The following is a 24,605-nucleotide window of genomic DNA, read 5'->3' on the forward strand; positions in this document are numbered from 1 at the left end:
TATCAAATCTATATCATTCCTTAAAATTTATCTGTTATTATATGCTTCCAATGCTTTTTTTAGAACCTTCATCCCATTTTCTATTTCAGTCAGGTTGTGAGTACAGAAAGAGAATCTTGCCTCTTTAGTTCCCTTTCCTTTCTGAGAATAGAATCCCGGTCCTGTTGCAAAAGACAATGTCTGATTTTTATATCTGAATTCTGTCAGCAGCCACTTGATAAAGTTTTCTATATTGTCAACTGGAAGTTCTGCAACAATATAAAAGGCACTGCTAGGTTTAAACGAAACAATTCCAGGTATTTCCTTCAGGTGATTGTACATAAGATCCCTTCTTACCTTGTATTCAAGTCTAACATTGTCTATGTAAGTATCCAGTGTATTAATCAGGTTTGAACTTGCAATCTGTTCTATAGTTGAAACTGATAGTCTTGCCTGACAAAGTTTCAATGCCTGAGCAATAAATTCCTTATTTTTTGAAGCCAGAACACCAATTCTAGCTCCACATGCACTATAGTGTTTAGAAATACTGTCTATCAGTATAGTTCTGTCACTTATTTCAGGTATAGTCATAAATGATTTGTACTCAATTTCTTCATCATATATAAACTGTCTATATACCTCATCTGAAATAATACAAAGATCATGCTTTATTGCGATTTCCTTAATAATTTCCACTTCTTTGGCAGTAAAAACAATTCCTGTCGGATTACTTGGATTTGAAAACATTATTGCCTTTGTACGTGGAGTTATAAGTTTTTCAATTTCTTCTTTTTCCGGCAAATGATAATGGTTTTCAATTGAAGTTTCAATCGGAACTAAAACTGCTTCTGCTGTCTTTAAAAAACTTTCATAGTTTGTATAATATGGTTCAGGAATTAATATTTCATCTCCTGGATTACAAATAGTCTGTAATGTTATTTGTATAGCTTCACTTCCACCATGTGTAATAAGCATTTCATCTGGAGTTATATCAATTTCACTCTTTTCATAAGATTTTGAAAAAGATTCCCTTAATTCCAGTAATCCAGCTGAATTGGCATATTTTACAATTTTTTCCTTAAAATTATTCAATCCTTCAAAAAATGTATCTGGAGTTTTTACATCCGGCTGCCCAATATGAAGCTCATATACTGTTACTCCCTCTTTTTTTGCTTTGTCTATAAGCGGAACCAGTTTTCTTATTGGTGAATACTGCATTCCTAAAATTCTATTTGAAAATTTCATAACTGTTTAATAACTCAATATTTAGTTTTATTCCCCTTTATTAAGTTATTGTTCTCCTTTCATAGTATTTATTTTTTATTGTATTTTTCATTTAATGCCTTTAATATAGCGTATGTTTCAACATCCATTACTCCATCATATTTTGATGGTCTGAAATGGTGCTGGAAAGCTCTGACAACATTTTTAGCCTGTTTATCCCATTGATTAGTTATTTCTATTGAATAACCAAATTTTTTAAGTTCTTTTTGCATCTCTGAAACAGGTATATTACCTAATCCGGAAGAATACTGATTTTCATAAGATCTTTTTGTAGCTTCCTCATACCACATTCCTATATTATACTTTGTGTATAGCTCCTTCCATGGAAATAATGGTCCCGGGTCAGATTTTCTCTGAGGTGCTATGTCAGAATGCCCTATTATATTTGTAGCTGGAATATCATACTTTTCAGCAAGATATTTTACAAGAACAGCTACATTTTTTATCTGAAAGCTTTTATATGGAACAAATTGTCCTGAAACATCTCCGTCATTGACTATTTCTATTCCAAGTGAGCTGTCATTCAAGTTTTTTGAATTTTTCCATTCACTGTCACCTGCATGCCATGCCCTTTTTCCTTCAGGAACTAGTGCAAAAACCGGATCATCTTTATCATCTGACACAAGAAAATGTGCACTTACCTGATTTTTTGTCAGTGCTGCCAGTGATTTCTCCCTGTTTAACGCTGTATAATGTAAAATTATAAATCTTTCCCTGTAATTCTGACCGACAGAATCATATTCTGAATCAAGTACTATACTTCCTGCAGAATTACTTACTGTTCTTTTTTCACGAACTTTCTCAGATCCATTTGAATTATCTGTATTAGTTGTTTCCTTATCAGATTTTGGTTTTAAAATTTTTCCGAGTAAATTATATGAATAAGTATTATTTACTGTAAAAGACATTAATGTTACCATTAATAACATCTTAATCAGTTTTCTTTTCATTTTTTCCCTCCATTTTTACTTCTTTTGTTTCATTTGCTTTAAACAGCAAAACATACATTATTGCTATAAGCCCCATAACTATTCTGACTGATGATGAAAGAGTATTATCAAAATCAACCCATATCAAGAATGCAATGAAAATATTTAGAAATGCAACCAAACGTATTAACCAGTTTACAGGCTTATAAACATAACCAAACAGCAAAAATCCACAAAATAGCATTAATACCCTTCCGCTTCCAAAAAGATAAATTAATGTTGTACTGCTATTTAAAAGATCATTTACATAAGGGGAACTATTTAGGAGTATTCTCCCTATACCAGTAGCTGCAATTCCTGCCAGAAAAATTCCTTCAATCAGATATTTTTCCCATTGCTGTATGTTTTTTACTGAGTTTACAAAATAAAAAATTACAATCCAGAATATAATTTCACATAAAAACAGAAAGCCTGTAATAAAAAAGACCTTTCTGTTTACATAATCATTGAAAATAACACTATAAAATAACATATTGGCAATTAAATACAGAGTAATTGGAAATATAGCCAATATTTTTTTATTAATATTCATATACACCTCTAGTTAACATAATCTAAAAATTTATTTATCCATTTTATGTAAATAGGACTGTTCTGCTGAAGTTCTTCCATGTAACTGTTATAGTTTTCTTCATCATTATACACGTTATATATAATAGGTGTCAACAGTTTTAATGTAGGTGTTTTAAAGATTTCCTTGTATATCATATCGTAAATTAGAGGCTTTTGACCTTTCAATAACTGACTGTTGTATTTTTTCAGTTCATAAAGAAGTACAATTAAGTTTATTTTTTTCAGATCATTTTTCTGGTCATTTAATACAACCTTTATCTGATCAATAAACAATTTCTTATATCTCCATGCCTGAAATTCTTTGTTTCTTTCATCTGTCATAAGGAATTTTAGCTTCTGACTAAATAAAATCAGATTATCATAATCATTCTCATATTTTATATGATTTTTATTCAAGCATTTAAAAAACTCATTAAATTTATCAAACATGTCATTCTGCACCTGGTACAGTTCATCCTGTTCGTAAATTTTGTTAACTAGTCTTACTTTTGCTTCATTTACATAGTCATAAAGATATATTTCAATATCGTATTTTTCATAGCTGTTAGGCACCTTCATTATATTTCCTGATAAAACATAGTCTAATTTTGGATTCTGTTTTTTTATAAGATTTATGTAATCTACGCTATATTTTTTTCTGGATACGAAAATTTTATCCTTGTTATGATAAATTGCCACCTGATAATTTAAATTAGTTTTATAATGTAATGTTTCATTTAACTGTAATGGCAATGAAACTGCAAGATTTTCTGCAAAATCAGACTGTTCTCCCAATGCTGTAAAAGACAGTACAAGCAGATTTGGTTTACCTCTTTCACTATTATTCAATAACCAGTTAGGTTCGTTGAAATTATAATACCATAATGGATAGTTTGTAGAGAAGAAACTGCTTCCCCCTTCTTTCTGGCCATTCTGTTCAGCTTCCGAACGTATTCTTAAAAACTCATCTTCATAGGCTATAAACTTATCAAAAAATTCAGGCCATGAATATTTTGAAGTAAACTTACATAATTCAAGTCCTTTTTTATAGTCCTTTTTTACTTTATAGTATTCTAAAATATTTAAAGTTGTGTAAGCACCATGCTTTTCAGGAATATAAAACGGAAATACATATTGCTCAAGTTCTTCAAATAAACGATTCATACTGTAAATTCCTGATGCCACTGCCATTGTTTCTGCATTGTAGCTTGATTCACGCAAAGCATCTCTTAAATATATGTTACCGTTATCCTTATCCCCTCTTTTAAAATAATCAGTTGCCAGAGTAAGTTTTGCCCTCCATGAGCCTCTTTCAGAAGAAAATTTTTCAAGCTGTTTTAAATACTCCTTTGTTCCTTTTCTTCTTATAAGTTTAAAATAATTTCTGAAGGCTGCAACAGAATTTGGGTTAAGCTTCAATGCCCTAAGATATATTGATTCCGCTTCCCATGTCCTATCTGCTCCTTCCAGTGCAGTTGCATAGTTCACATATATAGACTCAGTCGCAGTTTCTGAAGAAAGATATTTTTTATACATTTCAATAGCACGGTCATATGCACCTGTTTTTATATAATATGTTCCTAGAATATTTGCTTTTCTCTCCTTATCTTTATCCATTGAATATATTCTGAGGCAGGCTTCCTGCACCTCAGCATAAGCTCCCTTTGAAAAGGCATCCAAAACAATTGGATATAAAGCTTCTACATTATCCCAATTTTTTCTTATATCCGGATTCAGCTTTTTCTCTACCCATTTCTTTTTTTCTACTATATGTTCTTTACCAAATTCGTCATAGTAGGATATTTTTTCCTCTTCTTCCGGTTCTACCTCAGGAAGAGAATCTTCTACTACATTTTCTATAATGTCTTCATTATTTTTATTATTATCTTCCGTTGATTTAAATATATCGAAAATCTTCATGTATCCTCCTAAAATTATAACGACTCTTTAATTAAATTATACTTATATAATAACAATTTTCATTGTTTTTTTCAAATAAAAATTCCTTTTTGACAATAAATCTGACTATTTTTTTCTTAAATCCATATATTCTACATTTAAATACACAACTGTTGTCAGCAAAATAAAAAATATACTCAATATGCTGTTTAATATTGATGCTACAATGATTATCAAAAATTTGTATTTTGAAAATAGTGTTGCAAAACCTAAAATACCAAAAGGAAGGTTAAGCAATATATTTAGAATTACCAGTAATGCTACCGGAAGTATAATTCTCAGCCTATTTTTTTTACACAGATGAAAGTTATAAACGAGAGCTTCGTACATTCCTATTCTTCTTAAAAAATACATCTGGACAAAATATAGCATTTGTAAAATAAAAATTATAGCAGATATAGCAATTGTAATATATATAAAAATATTAATAGATGATATACCTTTCATATTGCTTAAAGAGAGTTTTTCAATTCCTGAAAAAGAAAAATAAATTACAAAAATTGCAGCCCACAATACTGTCAATAATACAGAGAAAACCATTAATAATGCAAGTACTGTACAAATTAGCATAAAAAATTTCATGACTGTTTCCTGTATAAATTTTCCCTTATCTTCTTCTATAATTGCCCCTGCTTTTCTTAAAATAATTAAAGAAACAAGAATTGAAACAGCCGATAATACTATACTGGCATTTACAGAATACCAGTAGTTTTTAACTTCTGTAAAATCAAATGCTCCTGTTATTTCCAGAAACTTCAGAAATCCCTGATATTTTTCAGCAATAATTTTCATTGACATATTAATTAAAATAAAAATTATTATAGGCATCTTATTCTGCTTAAATATTTTTTTCAATACATCAAAAGAGATATTATAGTAATCTTCCATTTTTAAGTACTTTTCTTCCAACCGTTGTTTTATCTCATTCATATTTATTCCTCTTTCAAACAGTTTTATATTTATTATATCATATTTTTTTCATTATAGAAATATTAATTGAAAAATTTCAAATGAAATTATAATTTTTATTTGTTATAATTGAAAATATAGAAAGGAGGCAGAAACTCATGAAAAAACTTATTATCGTATTGTTTTCAATTATAGCAATAAGTGCTGCAGCTGCCATAAATCCAAATACAAGACCAAAATCATCAGGAAATTATTATTCTGAACAACATAGAATACTGGATAGCAGAAATTACTACACATCTGAAAATACTACCAACTCCAATGGAATTGTTGTAAGTCTGGAAAGTAACTCTCCTATTACAGGATCACTGGTTGAGTATAATTATAATTATGGAATACAATCCATAAAAAATTACAGAAATGGTGTACTTGACGGAAAAGTATATTACTTTAATGGTGACGGAGGTGTATCAAAGGTTTCAGAATACAGAAATGGACAAAAAAATGGTGAAGAAATAGATTTCAGTTTATCTACAGGATATTCAACTGTTATAAGTAATTACAGAAACGGTGTTTTAGATGGTCCAAGATATGAATTTGATGATAAAGGAAGTTTAACTTCAGCAACGGAATACAGTAATGGTGTAAAGGAAGGGACTGAAGTAAAATTTGCTAATGGAATAAAAATACAGGAAGATGTTTATAGAAATGGAAGAAAAAATGGAAAATCAGTTTCATACTATACAGACGGAAGTCTAAAAGCTGAAGGTACATACGTAGATAATGTAAGGGATAACGAATGGAACTGGTACTATCCTGCTTCAGAAGGAAGAAACATAAAAAGACTTACTGAAACTTATGATTATGGTAAATTAAAATCAATTAAAGGACAATATCCTGATGGATCAAAAGAAAGAAAAGCCGAACTTGTAAACGGAAATGGAGATTTCGAACAATATTACAATAACGGTGCTATAAAGCTTAAAGGAAAAATAAGAAATTATGCCGCTGACGGAACTTGGACTGCTTATGACTTGAGAGGCGTTCCTGTGGCAAGAAACGGATTTAATCTGGGAATATCACAATATTAGAAATTAAAAAAAGAGGATTCTCAAAATTGAAATATATTATATATAAAAAACTATATTTATTCATTTAATAGAATTTTACTCATATAAAACAGTCATTCATTAAGAAAAAATCAAAAACTCGCCAAAGGCTCAGACAGATGATTTTTTCTAAATTCATTTCCTGTTTTAAATTGTAAAATTTTAAATAATTCTTAAATATAGTTTTTCACATTAATATTTTATTTTTTTAATATCCTCTTTTTTTATTTCTACTTTTTCAATTTTTCCCAGAATATATCCTTCATTAGCTTGTATAGGAATACAACTACAAGCAATGGTATAATCAGATAGGAAAGCAGTGTTATTCCTATTATTATAGGAGTATTGTCTGTAAGGCTTTTTGAAACATTATTTATTTCATTTCCAAAACCGTTAAATCTTTCTTTGGCACTTTCAATCTGGCCAGGTATATTAAATAATCCTTTTGACTGTTCAAGTACAAACAATCCATCCTTAACTTTATTCAGTTTATCAAGGCTTGCAGTCAATTCTGCAACAGCAGGTTTCTTATATTCATTTTCAAAATAGTTTGATACTCCTGAGCTTATTAAAATTGCACTTGGTAAAAGAATATAAATAAAAATTAGCAAAGAAAACGTATATTTCGATACTTTTTTTGAGATTTCTGTAATTTTATTCTTAGTAAAAGTATATGGAAAATAAGCAACCAGTGAAATAAAAATCAGAATTGATGCTATTTTCACCCTGAATATTTCATAATAAATTGTTTCCAGTTTTAAAACAACTACACTCGCCAGTGATATTTGCCATATTGTATTTATTATATCATAAATAGGCTTTACAATATCTCCTATCTCTACATTCATTCCAAGTATCATATTTACATTAACTGTGCTTCCTTCAATGACATCTGCTGTTCCCTTCAGCAATGACAAAGTAAAGAACAGTTTTTTTGATTCTTCGTAAGCCTTTTCCAAATAAGGTTTTGTTAAATTTTTAAATAAATTGAAAATAGTATTTTCAAATATTTTATCCATTAGTCCAAATACACAGAAGACAATTCCTGTTATTATTGCAATTTTTATAATCTTATTTTTATTCTTTTTTATAATCTGAAGCATTTAAATCACCCTCCTTAAATTTATTTTACTCCATTCCTAAAAGTTTTCTTATTACATAGGCAGATATTACAAGTCCTGCAGTTCCTGGCACAAAAGCATTGCTTCCAGGCGTAATTTTATTTGGCATTTCATTGTTTTCCCTAAACTCAGTAGGTTCTTCACTGGCATGCAAGTCTGATTTGTCAGGCTTAATATTAATTTCCTGTGAATAGGCAACTACAAGCCCTTTAATTCCCTTTTTCTTTAAAATCCTTCTTACAGTCCTTGCCATAGGACAGACAGAAGTCTTCTCTATAGTAGACAGTTCTATTTTTTCAGGATGCATTTTATTTCCAAATCCCATTGATGATATTATTTTTATATTATTTTTCATACAATATTCAATAATCGTGATTTTACTATAAATGACATCTATGGCATCAACAGCAAAATCATATTTTTTACCATCTTCTTCAAAAATTTCAGATACATTTTCAAAAACAAGTTTCTTTTTCAGAACAACTTCACATTCAGGATTTATATCTAAAATTCTTTCCTTCATTACTTCTATCTTTGATTTTCCAACTGTACTTTTTAATGCATGAATCTGCCTGTTAATGTTAGATTCTGAAATCTCATCAAAGTCCACCATAGTTATTTTCCCAATTCCCGACCTTACCAGAGATTCTACCACATATGAACCTACTCCACCTATTCCGAACACAATTACACTTGATTTATTCAGTTTTTCTATTCCTTCTTCACCTACAAGCATGGCAAATCTTGAAAAAATTTGTTTCATTTATACATCTATCTCCTTTTGTTTCCAGTTCCCCTTTAATCCTTTCTAATTTATTCCGGTTCATTATACTACAAAATTTGATATTCTTCAATAAAAATATGTATATTAAAAATTTTGACTTTTTTAATACATTATGATACACTTTACAAATAATTTCTTTTAAGATAGGAGGAAAAATATGAATGAAAGAAATCTAAAAATTTTAGGGTGGGTTGGAACAATGCTTTCTGTAATAATGTACGTATCTTATGTTCCACAAATATTAGGAAATTTACATGGAAATAAAACATTTTTCCTACAACCTTTAGCAGCGGCAATTAACTGTACAATATGGACAAGTTATGGACTTTTAAAAGAAAAGAGAGACTACCCTCTTGCAGCTGCAAATTTACCAGGAGTAATCTTTGGATTGCTTGCAACAATTACAGCTTTTTAAAACTACTTATAAAAACGGCACATAATAAACAAAACTCATTAAAATGCTCTTTGTCATTTCAATGAGTTTTTCTATTTTATTTGTATTCATCTATTAACAGTTAATTTCCTTCAGTTATTTTAAGAGTTTCAAATACACCTCTATATTCTGTCAGTTTATCTATAAGATTTGTCAATCTTTCCTTAAATGCCTTCGCCGACATTTTTCTTACAGTTTCCTTTTCTATAAGATAAAGCATTACAGTATCATTACGCCCTGTTATCCATTTTCCTTTCTGAATAGCTGAGCTCAAAGCTTCCTTTGCTATCTGATCAGCTATATCCTTCATTTTTTTAGTATCAAAACCATGTCCTGTTACTCCTGCTTCCTTCAAATATGTACTCAATACCAGATAGGAATATTCCTTGATTGTAGTCTGTAAAGTAAGTCTTGCATCATTTTCAGCCTTTGTTGTTGATTCCTGATTGCTTCCTTTTGCTTTAGAAACAACAGCCAGCTGAGTATCAGTATTATAACTTCCTGATACAAGATTTATCATTTCCTTATCTGTAAACATACCGACATTTTTGTTATTTAAGACATGGGCAGAAAAGCTGTTAACCGCTCCAAATAACATCATTAACAAAAACAATACTTTTTTCATATAGATTACTCCTTCGCTTTTTTATATATTTATTATACATTATTTTTCTTTAAAATAACATAAGTTTTTTTATTTTTTATTGTCTGCCGGAAATACAATTCCTATCTTTTCCCTTATTTTATCCAGTATATCCATAACTTCTAAAGATAGTGAAAAACTATTTATAGGGGATTCTTTTTTATTCTCGTCATATAAATCAACAAAGTGTTTCAATTCGTAGTACATTGAATTTTCTTTCCTTGGCAATGTCAGATCAGTCTTTTCATTGCTTCCCCTTTTTATAAAGTAGAGTTTATCCATTTCTGAAACATGCTCTATGAGAAGAGAACCTTCTTCTCCCATAATTTCAGTTGGCAAATAGGAATTGGCAATTTTTGAATAAAGAACCGTAATTTCCATTTCATCATATATCATATTAACCGTTCCCTGTCCGTCGATTCCTTTTCCATCTTCAAGAATCAATCCTTCTGCAGTTATTTTATCAGGACTTCCAAATAAAGAAATTGCAAAAAACAGAGGATAGACTCCTATATCCATTAATGCTCCATTTGAAAATTCCTTTTTAAAGGCATTTTTAACATCACCTTTTTTATAGTCTTCATATCTGGATGAATGCTGACAGTAGTTTGCTACAACTTTTCTTATTTTCCCTATTTTATGAAGATTTTCCTTTAAGGCATTATAAGTAGGGATAAATGTGGTTTTTAGGGCCTCCATGTATAAAGTATTATTTTCCTTTGCAGCATTTATAACCTTTTCCAGCTCAAAAGAATTTGAGGTTGAAGGTTTTTCACATAATACAGCCTTTCCATTTTTCAGAAAAAGTATACTCTGTTCACAATGGAAAGAGTTTGGCGAAGCAATATAAACTCCATCTATCAAATCACTTTCAGCCATTTCCTTCAAATCAGTAAAAATATTTTTAACATTATACTTATCGGCAAATTCCCTGGCTTTTTCTTCAGTTCTTGAATATACTGCCGTCAGTTCAAAGTTTTCAATCTGACTTCCTGCATCAAGCAGTTTGTCAGTAATCCAGTTAGTCCCGATTATACCAAATCTCATAACTTCAGCTCCTAAATTATTATTTATATACTTCTGTACTTATATTATACCATATTTTTTGATAAATATAATTTTTCAATATATAAATAAAAAATACTCCAGTGCAAAATAATCCAAGCTGAAATCTTACAGGATTATTGAATTTAGCATAAAAGATGGAGTATTTTTTGTTTTTATCTTTAATTTTTTTCTGTTCAATATTATTTAAAAAGTGATTGCAAATATTCTCTCTTAGTTACCTATTTAATTTACTATTTTAGATTTTTCAATAGTTTAGTTACGTAATTATAAATTTTTTCTGTTGAAACTATATCAAGTTTTTCTTCAGGAGTATGTACATCCTGCATATCAGGACCTATGCTTATAAAATCCATGTCAGGATAGTGTTCCATAATGGCACCGCATTCAAGTCCCGCATGGATTACCTGAACTATCATGTCTTTTCCTGTAAGTTCCTTCCATGTTTCTACCGCTTTTTCCCTTAAAACTGATTCAGATCTGTATCTCCATTCAGGATATTTTGCCGAGAATTCATAACTTGCATTGTATTTATCAGCAATTGCAACTATTTTTCCTTTAAGTTCTTCCAGAACGTGAGGTTCAGAACTTCTCATTGAAGTTATAATTCTTATATTGTCTTCTCCTGTTATTACTATTGCCAGATTATCAGAAGCTTCAACAATTTCAGGGTATTCCTTCATGAAACTGTACACTCCGGTAGGAATTTCTTCAAGCAGATGAATATACTTGTCAGCAGATTCCTTATCCAAAGTTTCAGTTATTTTATCAACTTCTTCAACCAGTATTTCTGTCTGAGGTTCATCTTTTATATATTTTTCCTTTACTTCTTTTGCTACAGCTTCTATTATACTCTTTACATCTTCCCTGGAAGAAATTATAGCTTCTGCAGTTCTTGGAATTGCATTGTCCTTTCCTCCGCCAGATACTGAAACTAGATAAATATCAGATTTTTCATTTAAAAGATTTAAAATTTCATTTAATGCTTTATTTGAATTTTTTCTATTTTTATGGATTTCTGAACCTGAATGTCCTCCAAAAAATCCCTGTAATTTAATCTTATAGCTGAAATTTACATCTGAAGTCACTTTTTTAATAGGAAGTATTACATCAATATTTTCCCCTCCTGCAGAACCTGCAGTAAGTATTCCTTCTTCTTCAGAGTCAAGATTTATAAGCATATCTCCCTGCAATACTCCAGATTTAAGAGCCATTGCCCCTCCTAAATCTATTTCTTCTGAAGTAGTAAATAAAAATTCCATTGGCCCATGTTCAAGCTTGTCATCTTCAGCTATAGCAAGCATCATTGCCACAGCTATTCCATTATCTGCACCAAGTGTTGTTTTATCTGCTTTCAGATATTTTCCATCTACTATCAGGTTAATAGGATCCTTTTTAAAGTCATGAGTACTGTCTTCAGCCTTTTCACACACCATGTCAGTATGTCCCTGTAAAACAACTTTAGGTGAATTTTCATACCCAGGGCTGGCCTTTTTTCTTAAAATAACATTGAAAACATCGTCACGATAGAATTCAAGTCCATGTTCCTTTCCAAAGTTCATAAGGAAGTCGCTTATTTCCTTTTCTTCATAAGAATTTCTAGGTATTTTGGATATTTCCTCAAAATAGTAAAAAACTCTTTCAGGTTTTAAATTTTCCAATTTTCTCATTGGTATATCCTCCTTCTTTTATTTCCTATATAAAATTTTTTATTTATCTAATCTTTTGCTAAATATTCTACACTCTATCTTTTTATTAAGAATTTTTCTTATAAAAAAGCAACTTTTCCTTCTTCTATTCTACGTATTAATTATATCACAATTTTTTAAAGAATGTAAACGATATTCTTGAGTAACGGATATTAATTAATATCTTTATTTCTCAACGTCATTTATCTTTATTTCTAAAATACCTACAATTCAAAATCATTTTCATAATACAGAACCTGATTCATATTTCCCTGTAAAAATTCAATTTTTTCCTTAACCTCTTCAGATACAAACGGTAATTTTATATCTGTCAAAGTTTCTTTAATAGTCTGTGTCAGTTCTATAATTCTTACTTTATACTTATCCAGTTTTAAATCATCTGCCATTGATTTTATACATTCTTCAAGGGAACCGATTTCATCAACTAAATTGATATTTTTGGATTCACTTCCCAGCCACACTCTTCCCTGTGCAATTTTTTCAAGTTCCTCATCATTCATTCCTCTGGCTTTCATTACATGTTCCTTAAACTCAGTATATACTTCATTCATATTGTAAATTATCTTTTCTTTTGAATCTTCCCCCAGTTTATCAAACGGATTCAGCATATCAAATCCTGTCCCTTTTTCGAAACCTTCCAGATTAACATCCAGCTTTTTCAAAGTTTCCACAACTTCAGGATACATCATGACAACCCCGATTGAACCTGTCAGAGTAAGATTATTTGCAAATAATTTCTGACCAGTTGTAGCAATATAATATCCACCACTGGCACAAAGGTCTCCCATTGAAACATATATAGGTACAGTCAGTTTTTTTAATTTCTTATATATTTTTTCAGAAACCAGGGCACTTCCTCCAGGAGAATTTATTCTTAATACAAGCCCTTTTAAATTTTTCATTTCCTCCAATATTTCCAGCTTATCGCATACATTTTCGTAAGTAATGCTTTTCTTAGAATTTCTTCCATCTATGACACCTTCAAGATTTATTACTGCGATTGTATCCTTTGCCTTCTCTTTTTTCTCTTTTGACATTGAAACATAATCCTCAAGCGAAACAGTATCTTCCTTGTAATTTATTCCAATTTCATCATAATCTGCAACGCCGTCAATCAATTTATATTCCATTGCCTTTTCTTTTCCGGCAAAAATGAGATTACCATTCAGTATTTCTTCTTCAATATCAGTTCCCCTTTTATCCTTTACCAATTTCACAAAGCCTTCAAAAACCTTATCCTTTATATTTTTTATAGACTCCTTCTTTTCTTCAGACATTTCATTATGATTGTATTTTTCTCCTGCAACCTTATAATTCCCGATATGAAGCACATTCATTTTTATTCCAAATTTTTCCAGAAATGACTTTAAATAAAGTTCCTTATGCAGATATCCTCTAAAAATAAATGTTGACTGTCTTGTATCAAGCATATAAATCTTATCTGCAAGCAATGCCTGTCTATATTTGCTTTCCTCAAAAAGCGTTCCTATTGCTACAACTTCCTTATTTTTTCTAATTTTATCAAAAATTTTTGAAATTTCCTCCAATTGGGAAAAGGTTAAGCTAAGTTCATCTACATCAATTATCACTTTTTTTATATTTTTATCCTCAGCAATATCATTTAATCCCTGTAATATCTCATAATATGCCAGTTCATCTTTCCCTTTTATTGCTGGAATTGCCACATCTTCCTTCACTTTGCTCACATCAAACACAACAGTTTTTACTTTTTTTATTGATAATTTTTTCTTGCCTTTCTTCTTAAAAATTATCTTCACTGCAACTAATCCCGCAATAACACATAACCCAATCATTACTACTATTTCCAGCAGCATTCTTAAAATAAACATCAATACCATCTCCCTTTTGCATCTTCCATGTTTTAATCTAATTATAATCTTTTTTCAGAATATATTCCATTTGTTTTTTCTTTGTTTATAGGAAAATGTATAGTGAAACTTCTTTAATGTCAAACTGATTATTCCATATAAATGAAATTTCTCAGTTTAACTTTAAAGCGGCTTCACTATATAAAAAACTATATTTAAAAATTATTTAAAATTTTACAATTTAAAACAGGAAATGAATTTAGAAAAAATCATTGTTTGAGCCTTTAGGCGAGTTTTTGATTTTTTCTTAATGAATAACTGTTTTATATAAGTAAAATTCTAATAAATGATTAAATATAGTTTTATTTATCTATATATTTCATAGATTTCACTATCAATATTTTCCATTTTACATACTTCTCTCAATTTTTCTTTCAGCTCTAAATCAGAGCACCACGCAAATCCACATCCTGCAGAAATTTCTCTTGGGACTGTTATTAGACGTCCTTTCACTTTTTCCCTCTTGCATGCCTTTTCAAATTTCATAGCTTCGGCGGTAGTGTGAAATGCTACTACCGCCTTTAATTCTTTTTTTCTCATTATTAACTTTCCTTCTTACTTCCTATAAATCCTACAATAAGTAAGAATATTATACAGATTATAGTTGCTATTTGACCATTTATTCCAGGTCCTCCTGCTGCTGCCGGAGCTGTTGCTGTTGCTTTTGCCGCTGCTGCTCCTGCTAAATTGAAGTTATGTGCCACACCTGCACCTACGAACATTCCAAGAACAGCTATTACAGAGTCAGATGAACCTTGTCCTGCAAGAATTAACTGTCTTAATGGACATCCTCCTATAAGTATTCCGGCAAGACCAACTACATATAGTCCTAAAATGTTCCAGATTACTTGAGGGTGAGCTATTGGACCATAAGCAACAAATTTGAAATTTCCTGTTGCTAAATTATAAATAAGCATTACAATAAATATTCCAAAAATTGGAGTTGCTAATTCAAAATTTTTCATAAGAAGTATATCTCTGAAACTTCCTGCAAAACACATTCTTGCTCTTTGTGCTACAATACCAAATACGATACCACCTGCTAAAGAAATAAGCAGAGGTGCATGCACACTTCCAGGACCTTTCTGACTTGCAGCAAATAACCCTGTTGTTGCACTTAATATTAGCAATAAAACCAGCACTGCAGGAAATATATATCCATTTTCTTTCTTTATTTCTACTTTTTTCTCTAGGGAATATCCTCTCTTCAAGAAGAAAATTCCAGTTGCTATACCGGCCAGAAGTCCTATAAATCCAACATATGCACTAAGATCTCCTGCTGACATACGTATAATCATTCTTAAAGGACATCCTAAAAATACAAGGGCACCTATCATCATTGCCACACCTGAGAAAAATCTTATTACAGGTGATGATCCTCCTGTTGCCTTATATTCTTTTGTAAAGTTAGAAATTATAAATGACCCCAGAACAAATCCTACTATTTCAGGTCTAAAGTACTGGACTACCGCAGCTGTGTGAAACTTCATTGAACCTGCCATATCTCTTATAAAACATGCTACACAAATAGCCATATTCTTAGGGTTCCCAGACATCGCCAAAACAACTGCAGTTAATCCTGCTAATACACCAAAAGCAAACTGACCTTTTTTAGAATTAATAAATTCCATATAAATCTCTCCCTTATAATAGTATTTTATATAATATTATTTTCACAAGAACTAAAACACTTAAAAGAGTTCCACTATTTCTTTAATTGCATTAATCGCCATATCTATTTCTTCTTCCGTGTTGAAATAGGAAAAACTGAATCTAACAGCTCCCTGTACCTCAGTTCCTAAGGCTTTATGCATTAAAGGAGCACAGTGTCCTCCCGCCCTCGTAACAATATCATACTCTTCATTAAGAATATCACATATTTCGGCAGAGTCAATATCCCCTAAATTAATTGTAACAATGGAAATCCTGTCAATCGCCCTACCATCAGTATCAAAATATTCTCCATAAATTTTAATATTTTTTATATTTTTTATTCCGTTGTAAAATCTCCACATGAGTTCTTTTTCCCTACCATGAATTTTTTCAAGACCTATCTTATTTATAAAGTCCAGCCCTGCTCTAAGCCCAGCAATCCCATGACTGTTTAAAGTACCAGCTTCAAGTCTTTCAGGCATTTCAGCAGGATGTTCAGTATTATATGTATCTATTCCGCTTCCACCAACTTTTAGGGGATCAATCAAAATTCCTTCCCTGACATATAGGCCACCTGTCCCCTGAGCTCCATAAAGACTCTTGTGTCCTGTAAAACATAATACATCAATATTCTGTTTTTCAATATCTACAGGTATACTTCCTGCACTTTGAGATGCATCAACAATAAAAATAAGGTTATTTTCCTTGCATATTTTTCCTATTTTTTCAATATCCATTATATTTCCCGTAAGATTGGAAGCATGAGTACATATAATAGCCTTAGTATTTTCCTTTATATTTTTTTCAATTTCTGAAATAAGAAGTCTTCCTTCTTTATCACATTTTATAAAGGTAAGTTCTGTATTTTCTTCCTTTCTGCTACGGTAAAGAGGTCTCAGGACCGAATTATGTTCAGCTTCTGTAGTAATAATATGGTCTCCTTCCTTAAATAAACCCCTAATCACAATATTTAACGCTTCTGTTGCATTATGGGTAAATGCTATTCTTGAAGAATCCTTTCCATTAAAAAGTTTACAAAGTTTCTCCCTTGTATCATAGAGCATTTTCGTACTGTTCAGTGAAGCAGAATTAGCTCCTCTCCCACTATTTCCTGTAGCCTTTACAGCTTCGTACACAGCTTTTGCCACTTCTTCAGGTTTATGATAGGAAGTAGCCGCTTTATCCATGTATATCATTTTTATCACCTCCGTAGTAATTTTTAATAAATTTCAATGCATTATCCATTACATCCCTCTGAGGTTTGTAAGTTATCATTTTTAAGGCTTCCCCATAAGTGCACCATATATAATCTTCTATTTCATTCTTATCAATGGTAACCTTTTCTTCCCTGGTTATTCCAATGAAAAATATAACTTCCTTTAAAACTCCAGGAAAGGGAATATATTTAATAGATTTCTTAAATCCTTCCACTATTTCTATATTTATTCCTGTCTCTTCTGTTACTTCCCTCAGGGCAGTTTCAATATCTGTTTCCTTATCTTCAGTATGTCCTTTAGGAAATCCCCAGTTCCCATTTAGCATTTTTATTATTAGAAACGCCTGTTTATAAGGATTATAGACAACAGCTCCGCAGGATTTCTCCCTCTTAAATTTTCCTAATTTATATTTTTCAGATAAATAAGTGATTATTGATTCTTTCTCATTTTCAAGTTCTTCACCCAAAATCAGATCATATACTTCACTTTTTATTTTACCTATTTCCTTTGCGTGAAAACCTAAATTTATTAAATCTACTCCTGATATTTCAATCTCCCTTATATCAGGAATTTTTCCCATTTTTTCTATTTCTTCTATTCTATCCTTTAAACCTTCAATTAAAAGCTTTTCTTTTTCCCTGTCTAAATCAATTTTAGAATTCACATTTGCAAAAAGCAGGTCAAAAAGTCTTCCAAGATTTTCCTTTCCAAGCTCCATTATAAGTTTTTTCAATCCTTTTACTGATAAATCCTTATCCATTACCATATGATTCAATATTAGGTTCCTCACTGAAAAAACTATATCCTTTGAAGCTTTCAAATGACGGAGCTTTTCCTCGGCAATAAGTGCACTTTCCTTTTCATGCCCATAGTAAAATGAATTTCCTTTGGCATCTATTATTCGCGTATTTATTTTTCCAAGGTCATGAAACAAAGCTGCAAGTCTGGTAATCAAATCTCTTTTACAGAACCCTACCGTATTTACAATATGATTGAAAAGAGTAGTTTTATTTTTAAAATCACCAACATTAAATTTATATGTATATCTGAATTCAGGTATTATAAACTCAAGTATTTCAAGATTTTTCATTTCATATAATGCCTTTTTTACATAAGGGCCTAAAAGAATCTGGCTAAGTTCATCAAAAATTCTTTCCTTTGAAATTTTACCCAGAAACCTTCTTTTCTCATAAATAGCCTCAGCTGTTTTCTTATCCAGGCTGAAACCGAGTTTTGAAATAAATCTGAATGCCCTCATTATCCTTAACGCATCTTCTTCTATACGAAGTTTAGGATTCCCTACAAATCTTATTGTCTTGTACTTTAAATCCTTTTTTCCTCTGTATAAATCTATAATTCCAGTTTTTTCATTATATGCGAGTGCATTTATTGTAAAATCCCTTCTTGCAAGATCCTCATCTATACTGTTTATAAATTTAATTTCCTTAGGATATCTACTGTTGTATACTCCTTTTTCCTTCCTAAATCTGGCAATTTCATAAGTTTTTCCATTTAGCTTTATCATAAGTATTCCAAAATGGGCTCCCACTTCTTTTGGACTGTAATCTGCAAATATTTCCCTCAGCCTGCTGTATTCAATATCCGTTGCAAAGTCATAATCTCCGGGATCACGTCCCATTATCATATCCCTGACAGCTCCGCCAACAAGAAATCCGCTTCCGTTTTTATTCAGTTGTTCCAATATAAAGCTGACATCACTGTTCAGATTAAATTGCATATCGGATATCCTTTCTAAAATTTATTTTTTTATTTTTTTCAGTTTAACTATATAAAAGCCATCTAAAAACTGATTTTTATAGCTTATATAAGTTCCACCAAATTCATCTTTATTAATAATTACATTTTCAGGTATTTCTATTTCTTCCACTTTTAAATCATCATATTTTTCTAAAAAGTACTGCAGATTATTTGTATTTTCATTTTTAGTAAAAGTACATGTGCTATATAAAATTACTCCTCCGTCATTTAGGCATGAATATGCACTGTCAAATATTTTTTTCTGCAATTTCTTCAGATTTTTAATATCATCAGATGTCAGATTATATATTTTCTCAGGTTTTTTACGTAAAACTCCAAGTCCGCTGCATGGAACATCAAGTAATATTTTATCAAACTTCATATCCAGGTTATCAATCTTTGCCGCATCATTCAGCTTTACTTCAAAGTTATCATATCCATACTTTTCCTTCATTTTCTTCATTACTTCTATTTTATGCTCGTATATGTCTGTTGCTAGAAGCAATTTTGGGGTAAATGTCTGCAATATTGCCAAAGACTTCCCTCCAGGAGCCGCACAGGCATCAAGGACGGTATCTTCTTCCGACACATTCAGATTTTTTACTGCAATGTATGAAGAAGCATCCTGTATTATAATATCTCCTCTTTTATATTCATCTGTTGAAAGTATATTTCCATTTGAAAGGTAATACACTTCATCAGCAAAAAATAAAACTTCACTTTTTATTTCCGATAATATTTTTTTGAAATTTTCTTTACTCAATTTCTTTCTGTTATATCTTACAGAAAGATAGCTACGTTCCTTATAGGCTTTCATTATACCTATATAATCATCAGGATAATCAGTTTTAAGCTTATTTACAAACCATTGAGGATATGAATGAATTATACCTTCCCTTTTATCTTCAGGTATGGCATTTATAATTTCCTCCTTATTTTTAATAATCGCCTGTAAAGTCGCATTTACAAATCCTGTCTGATGTTTATTTATTATTTTGGAAATTTCTCCCGCTTCATAAACTACTCCTGCATTATCAGAATCCATAAACAATATCTGGGCAGCTGATATTCTCAGAAGCTGCTTTATTTTACGTTTCTGAATATTTCTTACAGTTTGGCCAAGCACATAATCTACAAATATAAGGTTTTTAAGAGTTACATTTATTATATTTGTTATGAATTCCCTTTCTTTTTTTGAGTATTCATTCCGGCTGAAATAATAATTCATCTGAATATTACTATATTTTCCATTCTGAATCTCATCCAGTAAATTTACTGCATCTAATTTTATATTCTTTTTTTCTCTCATCTTAGTAATTCCTAATTTATAATTTTTTATTTGTTACTTTCTAATCCCGCCATTCCCATTTTTCAATTTTGATACTTACATTTCCTTCAGAAAAGACCTTTATTCCATCTGCATTTTTCTGAGGGAAAATTCTGGAACTGAACACTTCCTTTCCACCATTTACAAATACTTCTACAGATGAATTGTCTACAAATATTCTTAAATCCAGCTTTTCAATTTCACCTAAATACACTTTTCTAGGTTTTTTATCAGGCTGTTCCCCTCTGCTTCTGTCCAGAATAAGCTTCTTTTCCTTATAATCAAACTTTATTACTGTTTCACTGTTTTTGCCAGTTCTCAATTTAAGCCCAAAATCATCTGAAAAATCAGAAAATTCAGCTATCATTTCATATACTGTACCTTTTCCTGCTTCTGTTTCTCCATTTACTGTTCCATTAAATTCTGTTTTTTCTCCTCTTATGCTCTTCATTTCATCTATAGGCAGCTGATAAAGTACACCATCTATTACCTTTAATTCACGAGGTAAAGTCAGGCAGTGAAGCCATTCATTTTTAACTGTAGGATAGTCTTCCTCTTCAGGAACTCCCATCCATCCAACAATAATTCTTCTTCCCTCGTCATCTTCCATTGTCTGAGGTGCATAAAAATCATGTCCTCTGTCAAGTTCAGTAAATTCAGAAGTTATTTCAAAGTCAGGCTTTTCATAGTCTAATTTTCCAAAGAAATATCCGCTCTGATATTTGTTATTATACAAATCTCCTTGCGGTTCCAGACCTTGAGGACATGCTGCCAGTATATCGACAACTTTTCCTGTTTTTTCATCCTTTAACTGAAAATAATCAGGACATTCCCACATGTATCCAAAATTTCCTAAAGGCTCTTTGTTTCCACCTGCGATTTCACCTAAATATTTCCAGTCCTTCACATTTTCTGAACTGTATAAAACTGCTTTCCCTTCAAGTTTTTCACTTTGTATTCCAATAACCGCATAATATTTCCCGTCTTTTTCCCAAATTTTAGGATCTCTTATGTGTCTTGTATATCCATCAGGCTGATTTACTATACTTGGTTCAAGTCTTTCAAAATTTTCCCCGTCTTCAGAAATTGCAAAACATTGATAGGAACTTCTGTTTCCTTCTTCATCCTTTACATTTCCTGTATAAAACAGATAAAGCTTTTCATTTATAACTATTCCACTTCCTGAATATACTCCATTTTTAGAATACCATGTATCCGGTCTAAGAGCTGTACTTTTTCTCTCCCAATGAAGCAGATCATCACTTACACTGTGTCCCCAGTATTTTGCAGTGTGGTCTGTTTTTAAAGGATTCCATTGATAAAAAAGATGATATTTCCCCTTAAACTGTGAAAATCCGTTTGGATCGTTAATCAATCCTACAATTCCCTGCAGATGATATTTCTGTCTCCAGAAATCCTGATCTACTTTTTCCTTTTTCTCTAAAACAGATTTTTCTTCATTTTCCTTGACATGTTTAAAATCCATAAGTCACCCCATACAAAATATATTTTAATCATATAAATCAAATATTACAATTCCAATGTATTATTGTCCTTTTTCAATAACTCCAGTCTTACTTTCTGTGCTCCAAGCTCTTCTCCTGCATAAACTGCTATCTCTTCAAGGGCTTTTACTATTTCCTCATCCCTGTCAGAATTTACAGCTTCGATAACTAAGAACGCCTTCTTTGTATTTTCTGTAATCATTGTTCTCTTTCCATCTCTCCAGTTGAAACAACGGCATACAGCTCCCTTATCATCTCTGTAGCATACTTCTCCTTCAAGTGTAGGTGAGTTTTCTTCATCCCCTAATGCATAAAACTCGTCTCCACCTTCAGTTACTCCTAAAACAAGGTTTCCTTCAAATGTATCTATATCTTCAGCTCCACAAGGCATACCATATTTCAATGAAATAGAATTATATATGTCGACTAACGGATTAATTGTGCCTACACCGTTTCCCTTTTCAACTCTTTTAAGAAGGGCTTCAATACTTGCACGTACCCCTTTTTTAGTCTTGAACTTCTGATATGCTTCCCTCCATACAAAAATAACCGGATTTTGACTCAGCTGTGCCTCAGTTAGATGCTTTTTGGCTTCTTCATTTGAATTTTCCAATAACTTTATCACTTTATCTGAAGATTCCTTTGTATTATCTAAATTATCCAGAATTAGCACTCCTACACTGGCATCCGGAAAAATTTCCCAGAATGAATTGTCTACTATGAAATTACTCATATACATCAGCTCCTTCTATACTTTCTATTTCCAAGTTAAATATTTATTATTATATTATACAGTAAATATCTGATTAAGTCCACACACTTTTATACAATAAATTTTGCCTATATAACAAAAGAAACTGCTTTAAACACTTGATTTTAAACAGTTTCTTCTATTTTTATATTAATCTGAATTTATTTTCAAACTTAAAATTTATGTGTGTATCCTACTGTAAACACATTTATTGATTTATCATACTTAACTTGTGATTTGTCAAGTGTTACTCCTCTTAATGCAGTATTTTCCTTTTCACCGTTGGCAGAATTATATGAAACATGAGCTATACCAAATTTCCATTCTGAATTTTCTGTTGGCTTATAAGTAAGTCCAGTAGCATATATCTGAGAATTTACAGCATATTCTACATCTGTGAAAGTATTTCTTGGTGCTCCTGTATTTGCATAGTTAAATCCTGCATGCCATGTAAATTTGTCATTAATTCTATAATCTACACCAAAATTAAGTTCATATCCATCTTTATATTTAAATCTGTCCATTTTAGCAGCTTTATTAAAGTAATGGATATATCCGGCAGAATAAGTAAATCTGTCTACATCTTTTGAAACTCCCAATGAAAGAACTCCTGGTAAATCTCTTCTATATTGTGTTCCATCTGCATATTCAGGATAGAAGAATGATATTCCTAAAGGTTTTCCTGCTATCGACATTCCTTTCACTTCAGTTGCCTTAGATTTAAATTTCATTTTTACCGGAGTATCATATTTTACTGCAATGTTTAATGTATCAGTAGGTTTATAGTCAAATCCTATTGTTCCTCCAACACCATTTGCCGTTCTTTCTGAATCAATATAAAGATCATTTCCTTTTAATCCTATCATTCTTCCAACTAATGGATTATAGCTATATCCGGCAGTTCCTTTAAGTTTTCTTACACCAAGAACATATCTAAGTCCTCCTGATATTGCAAACTGGTCATTAACTTTATAGGCTCCTCCTAAAATCAGTTGATAATATCTGTTCTGTCCTTTAAAATTGTTTGAAGTCAAAGTTGCACCTAAACGTCCACCTGTAATCTGATTGAAGGCATCTGCTGCAAGAGCTATTCCTGCCACACCATCTTTATATTTTAAAGTTGCTCCTCCTGCTGCTACACTTGCATTTCCAAATAATGAAAAGTTATCTTTTTTATATAAAAGATTGAATGAAGGGGCTCCGGCATAGTTGTTAGATTTATATTTTTTTCCTTTTAAGGTCATTGATTCTTCTATTAAGGAATTTTGCATATTTATGTTTAAATACGTTCCATCTTCCAGAAATGCTGTTCCAGCTGGGTTATAGAAAACTCCTTCCACAGATATTTTCCCTGTTTGAGATGGATTCTGGAAATAAGCTGCTGAGTTATTAGATAAATAATCTATACTTGCAGCGCTCATTAATATACTTGTCAGTAATGACATAATTGCGATTTTTAGTTTCATAGCTTCTCCTTATAATTTTCTTTATTCTTTGAATAATTATAACTTGTGTTTTTTATTTTGTCAAATAGAAATTATAAAATATATTTTTTCCAATTATTTTTTTGAAATAAAATAATAAGTTAAACAAAGAGTTTTACAAGCCTATATGAACTTTATATAAAAAATAGAACTGTATCAAAATTTAAAAGAAAAAATCTTTATTTTGAACAGTTCTATTTAAAGTTTTATAATTTAATCTGAATTTTTAAATTATTCTCCCTGTTTTTCCAATATCGCGTTTACTTCTTCTATTATAATATCAGGGTTTAATCCATGGGCAGCAATTCCTTCACCTAATGTTTCAGCACTTGAAATTATACATCCAACACACCCAAGTCCGTATCTCATTAAAACTTGTGCTATTACAGGATATTTTTCTACTGCTTCCATTATATTCATGTCCTTATTTACGTATTCCATTTTCGCACCTCCTATGTATTCTTTATAAAGTATAACAGATAATA

At 30.9% G+C, this 24,605-nt stretch carries 22 protein-coding genes; 2 read left to right on the forward strand and 20 right to left on the reverse strand.

Annotated elements, in window-relative coordinates; translation table 11 throughout:
* Positions 1-27: 27 nt before the first annotated feature.
* From HMPREF1984_RS07180 to HMPREF1984_RS07200, 5 genes are all read right to left on the reverse strand, one after another.
* Complete coding sequence (locus tag HMPREF1984_RS07180; RefSeq protein ID WP_021767288.1) at positions 28-1,224, reverse strand: pyridoxal phosphate-dependent aminotransferase; 1,197 nt, start codon at positions 1,222-1,224, stop codon at positions 28-30.
* Between the two features lie 68 nt (positions 1,225-1,292).
* On the reverse strand, positions 1,293-2,213 hold the full coding sequence (locus tag HMPREF1984_RS07185) for an N-acetylmuramoyl-L-alanine amidase (protein ID WP_021767289.1): 921 nt from the start codon (positions 2,211-2,213) through the stop codon (positions 1,293-1,295).
* Complete coding sequence (locus tag HMPREF1984_RS07190; protein ID WP_021767290.1) at positions 2,194-2,784, reverse strand: hypothetical protein; 591 nt, start codon at positions 2,782-2,784, stop codon at positions 2,194-2,196. The genes HMPREF1984_RS07185 and HMPREF1984_RS07190 overlap by 20 nt, the downstream gene beginning before the upstream one ends.
* An 8-nt stretch (positions 2,785-2,792) precedes the next feature.
* Positions 2,793-4,724, reverse strand: coding sequence for a lipopolysaccharide assembly protein LapB (locus HMPREF1984_RS07195; protein ID WP_021767291.1), 1,932 nt, complete (start codon positions 4,722-4,724; stop codon positions 2,793-2,795).
* A 105-nt stretch (positions 4,725-4,829) separates the two neighbouring features.
* The gene (locus HMPREF1984_RS07200; protein ID WP_021767292.1) at positions 4,830-5,693 is read right to left on the reverse strand and encodes a hypothetical protein; all 864 of its coding nucleotides are present in this window, start codon (positions 5,691-5,693) and stop codon (positions 4,830-4,832) included.
* 137 nt (positions 5,694-5,830) lie between these two features.
* Between HMPREF1984_RS07200 and HMPREF1984_RS07205 the strand changes: the two genes are divergently transcribed.
* Positions 5,831-6,763: a toxin-antitoxin system YwqK family antitoxin gene (locus HMPREF1984_RS07205; protein ID WP_021767293.1), complete on the forward strand. Its 933-nt coding sequence runs from the start codon at positions 5,831-5,833 to the stop codon at positions 6,761-6,763.
* 248 nt (positions 6,764-7,011) lie between these two features.
* Here HMPREF1984_RS07205 and HMPREF1984_RS07210 read toward each other — a convergent pair whose 3' ends face one another.
* Entirely contained in the window at positions 7,012-7,884 is an 873-nt protein-coding gene (locus HMPREF1984_RS07210; RefSeq protein WP_021767294.1) for a hypothetical protein, read from the reverse strand.
* Positions 7,885-7,909: 25 nt separating this feature from the next.
* The gene (locus tag HMPREF1984_RS07215; protein WP_021767295.1) at positions 7,910-8,665 is read right to left on the reverse strand and encodes a ThiF family adenylyltransferase; all 756 of its coding nucleotides are present in this window, start codon (positions 8,663-8,665) and stop codon (positions 7,910-7,912) included.
* A gap of 178 nt (positions 8,666-8,843) precedes the next feature.
* Between HMPREF1984_RS07215 and HMPREF1984_RS07220 the strand changes: the two genes are divergently transcribed.
* Entirely contained in the window at positions 8,844-9,101 is a 258-nt protein-coding gene (locus tag HMPREF1984_RS07220) for a SemiSWEET family transporter (RefSeq protein WP_021767296.1), read from the forward strand.
* Positions 9,102-9,201: 100 nt separating this feature from the next.
* Here HMPREF1984_RS07220 and HMPREF1984_RS07225 read toward each other — a convergent pair whose 3' ends face one another.
* From HMPREF1984_RS07225 to HMPREF1984_RS07285, 13 genes are all read right to left on the reverse strand, one after another.
* On the reverse strand, positions 9,202-9,744 hold the full coding sequence (locus HMPREF1984_RS07225) for a hypothetical protein (RefSeq protein ID WP_021767297.1): 543 nt from the start codon (positions 9,742-9,744) through the stop codon (positions 9,202-9,204).
* A 69-nt stretch (positions 9,745-9,813) separates the two neighbouring features.
* Entirely contained in the window at positions 9,814-10,809 is a 996-nt protein-coding gene (locus tag HMPREF1984_RS07230; RefSeq protein ID WP_021767298.1) for a Gfo/Idh/MocA family protein, read from the reverse strand.
* A gap of 251 nt (positions 10,810-11,060) precedes the next feature.
* Positions 11,061-12,497 (reverse strand): aminoacyl-histidine dipeptidase, encoded by a 1,437-nt coding sequence (locus HMPREF1984_RS07235; RefSeq protein ID WP_021767299.1) that lies wholly within the window; start codon positions 12,495-12,497, stop codon positions 11,061-11,063.
* A 242-nt stretch (positions 12,498-12,739) separates the two neighbouring features.
* Positions 12,740-14,386, reverse strand: coding sequence for a signal peptide peptidase SppA (gene sppA / locus HMPREF1984_RS07240; protein ID WP_036100149.1), 1,647 nt, complete (start codon positions 14,384-14,386; stop codon positions 12,740-12,742).
* 345 nt (positions 14,387-14,731) lie between these two features.
* Positions 14,732-14,965, reverse strand: a complete 234-nt coding sequence (locus HMPREF1984_RS07245) for a DUF3343 domain-containing protein (RefSeq protein ID WP_021767301.1) — start codon at positions 14,963-14,965, stop codon at positions 14,732-14,734.
* Between the two features lie 2 nt (positions 14,966-14,967).
* Positions 14,968-16,056: a YedE family putative selenium transporter gene (gene yedE, locus HMPREF1984_RS07250; RefSeq protein ID WP_021767302.1), complete on the reverse strand. Its 1,089-nt coding sequence runs from the start codon at positions 16,054-16,056 to the stop codon at positions 14,968-14,970.
* 60 nt (positions 16,057-16,116) lie between these two features.
* Positions 16,117-17,274, reverse strand: a complete 1,158-nt coding sequence (locus HMPREF1984_RS07255; protein ID WP_036100151.1) for an aminotransferase class V-fold PLP-dependent enzyme — start codon at positions 17,272-17,274, stop codon at positions 16,117-16,119.
* Positions 17,258-19,033 (reverse strand): NUDIX domain-containing protein, encoded by a 1,776-nt coding sequence (locus HMPREF1984_RS07260; protein ID WP_021767304.1) that lies wholly within the window; start codon positions 19,031-19,033, stop codon positions 17,258-17,260. Before HMPREF1984_RS07260 ends, HMPREF1984_RS07255 begins: the two co-directional genes overlap by 17 nt.
* A 21-nt stretch (positions 19,034-19,054) precedes the next feature.
* Positions 19,055-20,362, reverse strand: a complete 1,308-nt coding sequence (gene rsmB, locus HMPREF1984_RS07265; protein ID WP_021767305.1) for a 16S rRNA (cytosine(967)-C(5))-methyltransferase RsmB — start codon at positions 20,360-20,362, stop codon at positions 19,055-19,057.
* Between the two features lie 40 nt (positions 20,363-20,402).
* On the reverse strand, positions 20,403-21,866 hold the full coding sequence (locus HMPREF1984_RS07270) for a sucrose-6-phosphate hydrolase (protein ID WP_021767306.1): 1,464 nt from the start codon (positions 21,864-21,866) through the stop codon (positions 20,403-20,405).
* A gap of 44 nt (positions 21,867-21,910) precedes the next feature.
* Positions 21,911-22,618 (reverse strand): B3/4 domain-containing protein, encoded by a 708-nt coding sequence (locus HMPREF1984_RS07275; RefSeq protein WP_036100153.1) that lies wholly within the window; start codon positions 22,616-22,618, stop codon positions 21,911-21,913.
* A 191-nt stretch (positions 22,619-22,809) separates the two neighbouring features.
* A complete protein-coding gene (locus tag HMPREF1984_RS07280; protein WP_021767308.1) occupies positions 22,810-24,102 on the reverse strand; it encodes an OmpP1/FadL family transporter in 1,293 nt (430 codons plus the stop codon).
* 249 nt (positions 24,103-24,351) lie between these two features.
* A complete protein-coding gene (locus HMPREF1984_RS07285; protein ID WP_036100156.1) occupies positions 24,352-24,561 on the reverse strand; it encodes a DUF1858 domain-containing protein in 210 nt (69 codons plus the stop codon).
* Positions 24,562-24,605: the final 44 nt, after the last annotated feature.

This window comes from Leptotrichia sp. oral taxon 215 str. W9775 (genome assembly GCF_000469505.1).
GTDB lineage: Bacteria > Fusobacteriota > Fusobacteriia > Fusobacteriales > Leptotrichiaceae > Leptotrichia_A.